This window comes from Pseudomonas sp. AL10, assembly GCF_029960685.1.
GTDB lineage: Bacteria > Pseudomonadota > Gammaproteobacteria > Pseudomonadales > Pseudomonadaceae > Aquipseudomonas > Aquipseudomonas lactis.
Window position 1 is genome coordinate 67,707 of the sequence record NZ_JASBQZ010000028.1, and the last position, 6,224, is coordinate 73,930.

Here is a 6,224-nt window from a genome sequence, read left to right on the forward strand (position 1 = left end):
CACGCAAGATGACTGGGACTTGGACTTGTCGATGTAATCGTTCCGACAGGTTTAAGTGCGTCTTGAGTGTCGATTCATACAAAAAAACGCCATAAAAACTTATTTAGGTTTATGTCTAAAAACGATGCTGCCACTCGATTGTCTTGCTTGCGATGACGTCATCCAGTCCCAACACATCGCTCAAGGTAGCCAATCCCACCTAAGCTTAAGTTAGGATGCTGGTTACTTACTTGAGGTGGCCTCCATGTTCTTCGGCGTTCTCCTGATCATCACCTGGCTGATCCTGCTGCTGCGCTACCCGGCCAAGGCTTTGCCAGTATCGCTGGCCGCCGCCGTCGGCCTGGGGTTTGTCGCAGTGTGGGTGGTATGGCTGGACAACCGCGAAGCGTCGCAACTGGCGCGCCTTGAGCTGCGCATCACCTACGCCCCGCAAGACTGCCCCGCCGACCGACCGCTCAAACTGACCCTCAACAACGGCAACGACGTACCGCTCACCGAACTGCGCTGGCGCGTCGCCGCCTATGCACCGGGCGATACGGTCAACCTGGCCGACAACGTCTACGCCGCCCCACGCTATCGCGGCCCCGGCGAATTGCAGGCGGGCGCCACCTGGGAAGACTGCCTGCCCACGCCGCCGCTGCGCCCTGGCTATCGCCCACAAACCCTGGAATTTCGCGCCGAGCACCTGCAAGGCAGTTTCTCGGACTGACAAAGGATGGACCCATGCCCAATGTACTGATCACCGGTTGCTCCAGCGGCATCGGCCGTGCCCTCGCCGATGCGTTCAAAGCCGCAGGCTTTGAGGTATGGGCCAGCGCCCGCCAACCCGATGACGTCGCCGCGCTCACCGCCGCAGGCTTTAATGCCCTACCACTGGACGTCAACGACAGCGCCGCCCTGCAACGCTTGTCGGAGCAATGGAGCGAGCTGGATGTACTGATCAACAACGCCGGCTACGGCGCCATGGGCCCGTTGCTCGACGGCGGCACCGAAGCGATGCAGCGCCAATTCGAAACCAATGTGTTTTCCATCGTCGGCGTGACCCGGGCGCTGTTTCCCGCGTTGCGTCGCAGCAAGGGCATTGTGGTGAATATCGGCAGCGTTTCCGGCGTATTGGTGACACCGTTCGCCGGCGCCTACTGCGCGTCCAAAGCCGCTGTGCATGCCTTGAGCGACGCCCTGCGCATGGAGCTGGCACCCTTTGGCGTGCGCGTGATGGAAGTGCAGCCTGGTGCGATCAATACCAGCTTTGCAAAGAATGCCGGCGCCCAGGCCGAGTTGCTGATCCAGGAACAGTCGCCATGGTGGCCGTTGCGCGAGGGCATTCGTGCACGCAGCCAAGCATCCCAGGACAAGCCAACCCCAGCCAGTGAATTTGCCGCAGACGTGCTCAAGGCGGTGCAGCAAGGGCAACCACCGCGCCTGCTGCGCTCGGGCAACGGCAGCCGGGCGCTGCCGTTGATGGCGGCGCTGTTGCCCAAGGGGTTGTTGGAGAAGGTGTTGAAGAAGCGCTTTGGCTTGAGTGGCGTGTTGTAAGCAAGCGTGAAGCCTACCTGCCAAAAACCCGGATGAGTGCCATAATCGCCGCCTGCCTCTAGAAACTGACTGGCCCCACAAGGGTAATGCGATGGAAATCAGAAAAATTCGACTGAATAACGTCGGTCGTTTTACCGACTTGGAAGTCGCCTTTGCGCCTACCGAAAAGCATGCCTCGAAGGTGACGGTGTTTGTGGGGAATAATGGGGCGGGGAAGACGACGATTTTGAAGTCATTGGCGACTTCTCTCAGCTGGTTTGTAGAAAGCCTTCGGACAGAGCACGGGCGCGGAGAACCGATTGAGGACGAGCTCATTCATAATGACGCTGGTACAGCGATCATGGAAATTGAGGTTGCTTACTTCGATAATAAAAATTCGCTGTGGGTTTTGACTCGTACACAGAGAGGACTAAAACCCGTAGGTCGCAACGACCTAACTGATGTTCGAAATTTGGCGGACAATATTAGAGACGTTTTAACTTTCTCTGATCGCAACGTGTCTTTACCGCTTATTGCCTATTACCCAACAGAACGCTCAGTATTGAAAGTCCCGCTGGAAATCAAAAAACGAAGAACCTTCTATCAGCTGGATGGCTACGATAAGTCACTCAATCTTGGCGTGGATTTCGGTCATTTTTTTGAATGGTTTCGAGACCGTGAAGATATAGAAAATGAAGGTGCAATTTCTCGTTCCACGATGGAAAAATTATCAATTAAATTAGGTAGAAACAACGCATTCTGGAAAGAAATTGAATCGGTCAACGCTCAATCTCAGGATAGTCAGCTAACCGCCGTGCGAACCGCCATCGCCACCTTTATGCCTGGTTTTAGTAATCTTCGTGTTGTACGCCAGCCAACATTACAGATGATGATAGACAAGGCCGGCAGCCCACTTAGTATTTTGCAACTGTCTCAAGGAGAAAAGTCCCTGATGGCACTGGTAGGCGATATTGCCCGTCGCTTAGCCATTATGAATCCGTCACTGAGCAACCCGCTTCATGGAGAAGGCGTCGTGCTGATCGATGAGGTAGACCTGCACCTGCACCCGCAATGGCAGCGCCGCCTGATACACCAACTCACCGAAACCTTCCCCAACTGCCAATTTATCCTGACCACCCACTCCCCCTTGGTAATCAGCGATACCAAAGACGTCCTGTGCTATGTCCTCGACGATGGCGAATTGGAAGAACGCAACGGTCTCTACGGCCTCGATGCCAATCAGGTACTACTCAGCGTCATGGACACAGATGTGCGCAACAGCGAGGTTCAGTCTCGACTGGATCGCTTGTTGGAATTACTGCAAGACAAAAAACTGAAAGAAGCTAAAGCCCTATTCGAAGAGCTGTCCACCGACCTACCCTCAGGCCATATAGAGTTGGCCAAGGCCGCTCTTCTGATTCGCAAGCTGGAGTTGCGCAGTGCGTAAGATAACCAAAGGACATGAGCCGCCAGCACTGACGAAATGGATACGCGACAACCCGAAAGGTCGCTACTGCGATTTGACCCACGAAGAAAGAAACAGTATTCGCCTGGCCTGTATCGAAGAGCAACACGGCTTGTGTGCATATTGTTGCCATGCAATTACCCAAGAGACTGCCCATAACGAGCACGTTGCGGCCAGGGACACCACTCCCCAGCGCGCGCTCGATTATTCAAACATCGTTGCCAGTTGCAACCGCACTAAACAGTGTGGCAAAGCCCATGCTCATCAGACGTTGCCACTAAACTCTCTGATGGATGAATGCGAAACCGAGCTGAAATTTTATCTCTCTGGGCGTGTTGAAGGTTTGAGCCCCAGGGCAATCAAGTCCATCCAAGTCCTCAATCTTGGCGATTGTCGTGAAAACAATCGCACACTGTTCAGTGCCAGGAAGTCCATTTTGGATACGCTGCTTTTCGATTACGGTATGGAAGGCAATGACCTTCAAGCCGAAAACGGCGATCTTCTGCAGGCGCTACTGGAAGACTTGAGGTTGCCAGATACGCAGAATCGTCTAAAACCTTTCTCTCCCGTTCTGGTAAATGTCCTCCGCCAGCTCACCAGCTAACCCTTCATAAAATCAATAAACGCCCGCACCTTCAGCGGCAAATGCCGCGTGTCCGGGTACATCGCGTAAACCCCTTGCGGGGCAAAGCGATGGTCCGCCAGCACGCGTACCAAGCGTCCCGCATCCAGATCTTCCTGCACCAGCCACTGCGGCAACACCGCCACACCGTGGCCACGCACGGCAAATGCCTTGAGGACCGCCGCGCTGTCGGCCACCAACGCGGACGGGCCGGCTCGATAAGAGTGTTCGAGACCTGCCGGGTCGGTGACGCTCAGCTCGGTCAAGCGGCCATGGCCCAGCCTGGGCAGTTGCTCCAACTCAGCCAGAGTTTGAACTGCGGCAAATTGCGGCGCCGCGACGGCAAACACCTCGAACGTCGATAACTGCACCGCCCGATGATTGGAGTCCAGCAAGCGCCCCAGCCGTATCGCCACGTCAAAACGCTCGGAGATCAGATCCGCGTGGGTGGAGGATGTGGATAAGTGGATATTCAGGTCCGGATGCAGGCGCCGAAAGGCTTCTACCGCCGGGGCAACGACGGCCAGGGCATATTCGACAGTGGTGGTGATGCGCAGGGTGCCCTTGAGCTGGGCATGTTCGCTGCGGGCTTCTTCTACCGCCAGGCGGGCCTCTTCAAGCATGCGCGTGCAGCGCAGATAAAAGCGTTCGCCGGCATCGGTGAGCGCCAGTTGGCGGGTGTTGCGGGTCAGCAGGGTGACGCCAAGTTCCGCCTCCAGACGCTTGAGGTTGAAGCTGACCACGGCGCGAGTCTGGCCCAGCAAATCTGCCGCAGCGGTGAGCGAGCCGGCCTCGACCACGGCCTTGAAGGTGTCAAAACGGTCCAGACTGACCATGCTGGGCGCGCTCCTTTGTCAAAATATTTTTGACAAACTAGCAGGCAAACCGGCGTATCCCAAACCCTGCGTGCGGCCTACCCTGCCGGCTTCACTCGCAGGAACGCGTTCATGACCTATCGCTCGAAAGTCGCCTGGATCTTTTTATTGGGTTTTGCCCTGGACCTGGTAAACATGTTTGTCGCCACCGTCGCCTACCCGGACATCACCCGCGAGCTGCACGCCTCGGTCACGCAACTGGCGTGGGTCAGCAACGCCTACATACTCGGCCTGACCCTGATCATTCCCTTGAGTGTCTGGCTGGCAGCGATCATGGGCGAACGCACGCTGATCGCCACCAGCCTGCTGCTGTTCGCCGGCGCCTCGGTGATGGTGGGCCAGACGGGTTCCATTGAGGCGTTGATAGGCTGGCGCGCGGTGCAAGGGCTCGGTGGCGGCTTGCTGATTCCCGTGGGCCAGGCCATGGCTTACCGGCACTTCCCCGCCGCCGAGCGCAGCCAGCTGACGGCGCGGGTGATGTCGGTGGCGTTGCTGGTGCCAGCGTTATCGCCAGCGTTGGGTGGGGTGATTGTCGACAGTGTGTCCTGGCGCTGGATTTTCTACGCCAACCTGCCTCTGGCCCTGATCACCCTGCTGCTGGCCTTGCTGTGGATAAAACCCGACGCGCCCACCCGCGTGCGCCCACCTCTGGACCTGAGCAGTATTTTCAAACAGGTTGCCAGTCCGATGCTGCGCGTGGCGATGCTGGTCTACCTATGTATCCCCGGCGTGTTTATCGGCACCAGCCTGATCGCCATCCTTTATGTGCGCAGCCTGGGCTATGACGCCACCCAAACCGGCGCACTGATGTTGCCCTGGGCGCTGGCCTCGGCAGTGGCAATCTACCTGAGCAAAAAACTCTTCAATCGCTGCGGCCCCAAACCCTTGCTACTGGCGGGCATGGCGCTGCAATGCGCTGGCATCCTGTTGCTCAACGAGCCTGCGCTGATTATTGCGGCCTACGCCTTGATGGGCCTGGGCGGCAGCCTGTGCAGCAGCACCGCGCAAACCCTGGCCTTTCTGGATATCCCCGCCGAGCGCATGGGCCACGCCAGTGCGTTGTGGAACATGAACCGTCAAGTAAGCTTCTGCGTCGGCGCCGCCGTACTCAGCGCGATACTGTCGGCCTTGGATTCCTTCGCCATAACCTTCACGATGGCGGCAGCTCTGACCCTGTTGCCGCTTTTCGCAGTGTTGCGCCTGGATGCTTCCAGAGTTCGCATGCTGCTTCACCCTTGCAGCGAGCCCAAGCATGATTGACTACAGCGATTTTTTTGAAGAAGTGATCCAGACCCACGTCGAGATCGAGCAATGGTTTGCCGGGCTTGCGCCTCCCGGAACGCTGGAGAGTTTGCTCGCGCGCTTCTCACCCGAGTTCAGCATGATCGCGCCCGCCACCGGTACGCGGGTCAACAGGGCCGGAGTCAATGCGTTGTTTACGCGCCTGGGCGGGATGCGCCCAGGATTGAAAATCACCCTGAGTGAAATGACCGGCATCGACCACCATGCGCGCGGCGCCACAGTGACGTATCGCGAGCATCAGATTGACAACAGCGGCACCCAGACCGACCGCCGCGCCACGGTGATATTTGAGAAACAGGCCAGTGGCGCACTGCTTTGGCGGCACTTGCACGAAACCTTTATCAAAGCCTGACGCAGTCAAATGTGGGAGCTGGCTTGCCTGCGATGGGCGACGGTAACCACGATGCGAAGCGAGTCGCTCTTGATCTTGATCTGCTTTTGATCT

At 57.4% G+C, this 6,224-nt stretch carries 7 protein-coding genes; 6 read left to right on the forward strand and 1 reads right to left on the reverse strand.

What is annotated here, in order from left to right; genetic code table 11:
* The first annotated feature begins 244 nt into the window (after nucleotides 1–244).
* The 4 genes from QK296_RS21275 (at nucleotide 245) to QK296_RS21290 (ending at nucleotide 3,584) form a co-directional block, all read left to right on the forward strand.
* A complete protein-coding gene (locus QK296_RS21275; RefSeq protein WP_282391282.1) occupies nucleotides 245–709 on the forward strand; it encodes a multidrug transporter in 465 nt (154 codons plus the stop codon).
* A gap of 14 nt (nucleotides 710–723) precedes the next feature.
* Nucleotides 724–1,536, forward strand: coding sequence for an SDR family oxidoreductase (locus QK296_RS21280; protein WP_169913483.1), 813 nt, complete (start codon nucleotides 724–726; stop codon nucleotides 1,534–1,536).
* Nucleotides 1,537–1,627: 91 nt separating this feature from the next.
* Nucleotides 1,628–2,962 (forward strand): AAA family ATPase, encoded by a 1,335-nt coding sequence (locus tag QK296_RS21285; protein ID WP_003188718.1) that lies wholly within the window; start codon nucleotides 1,628–1,630, stop codon nucleotides 2,960–2,962.
* Complete coding sequence (locus QK296_RS21290; protein WP_032900431.1) at nucleotides 2,955–3,584, forward strand: hypothetical protein; 630 nt, start codon at nucleotides 2,955–2,957, stop codon at nucleotides 3,582–3,584. The genes QK296_RS21285 and QK296_RS21290 overlap by 8 nt, the downstream gene beginning before the upstream one ends.
* Here the strand turns inward: QK296_RS21290 and QK296_RS21295 are convergent.
* Nucleotides 3,581–4,438 (reverse strand): LysR family transcriptional regulator, encoded by an 858-nt coding sequence (locus tag QK296_RS21295; RefSeq protein WP_169913485.1) that lies wholly within the window; start codon nucleotides 4,436–4,438, stop codon nucleotides 3,581–3,583. The two genes, QK296_RS21290 and QK296_RS21295, sit on opposite strands and share 4 nt — an antisense overlap.
* 111 nt (nucleotides 4,439–4,549) lie before the next feature.
* On the opposite strand from QK296_RS21295, the gene QK296_RS21300 reads away from it, so the two are divergent.
* Together QK296_RS21300 and QK296_RS21305 are read left to right on the forward strand one after the other, a co-directional pair.
* Complete coding sequence (locus tag QK296_RS21300) at nucleotides 4,550–5,737, forward strand: MFS transporter (protein ID WP_003188715.1); 1,188 nt, start codon at nucleotides 4,550–4,552, stop codon at nucleotides 5,735–5,737.
* Nucleotides 5,730–6,131 carry a hypothetical protein gene (locus QK296_RS21305; RefSeq protein ID WP_003188714.1) on the forward strand — a complete coding sequence of 134 codons (402 nt, stop codon included), beginning with the start codon at nucleotides 5,730–5,732 and terminating at the stop codon, nucleotides 6,129–6,131. The genes QK296_RS21300 and QK296_RS21305 overlap by 8 nt, the downstream gene beginning before the upstream one ends.
* Nucleotides 6,132–6,224 lie beyond the last annotated feature (93 nt).

Excerpts from the sequence above, each read along its gene's own strand:
- QK296_RS21275 (WP_282391282.1), top strand. The coding sequence starts at position 245 with ATGTTCTTCGGCGTTCTCCTGATCATCACCTGGCTGATCCTGCTGCTG.
- QK296_RS21280 (WP_169913483.1), top strand. The coding sequence starts at position 724 with ATGCCCAATGTACTGATCACCGGTTGCTCCAGCGGCATCGGCCGTGCC.
- QK296_RS21285 (WP_003188718.1), top strand. The coding sequence starts at position 1,628 with ATGGAAATCAGAAAAATTCGACTGAATAACGTCGGTCGTTTTACCGAC.
- QK296_RS21295 (WP_169913485.1), bottom strand. The coding sequence starts at position 4,438 with ATGGTCAGTCTGGACCGTTTTGACACCTTCAAGGCCGTGGTCGAGGCC.
- QK296_RS21300 (WP_003188715.1), top strand. The coding sequence starts at position 4,550 with ATGACCTATCGCTCGAAAGTCGCCTGGATCTTTTTATTGGGTTTTGCC.
- QK296_RS21305 (WP_003188714.1), top strand. The coding sequence starts at position 5,730 with ATGATTGACTACAGCGATTTTTTTGAAGAAGTGATCCAGACCCACGTC.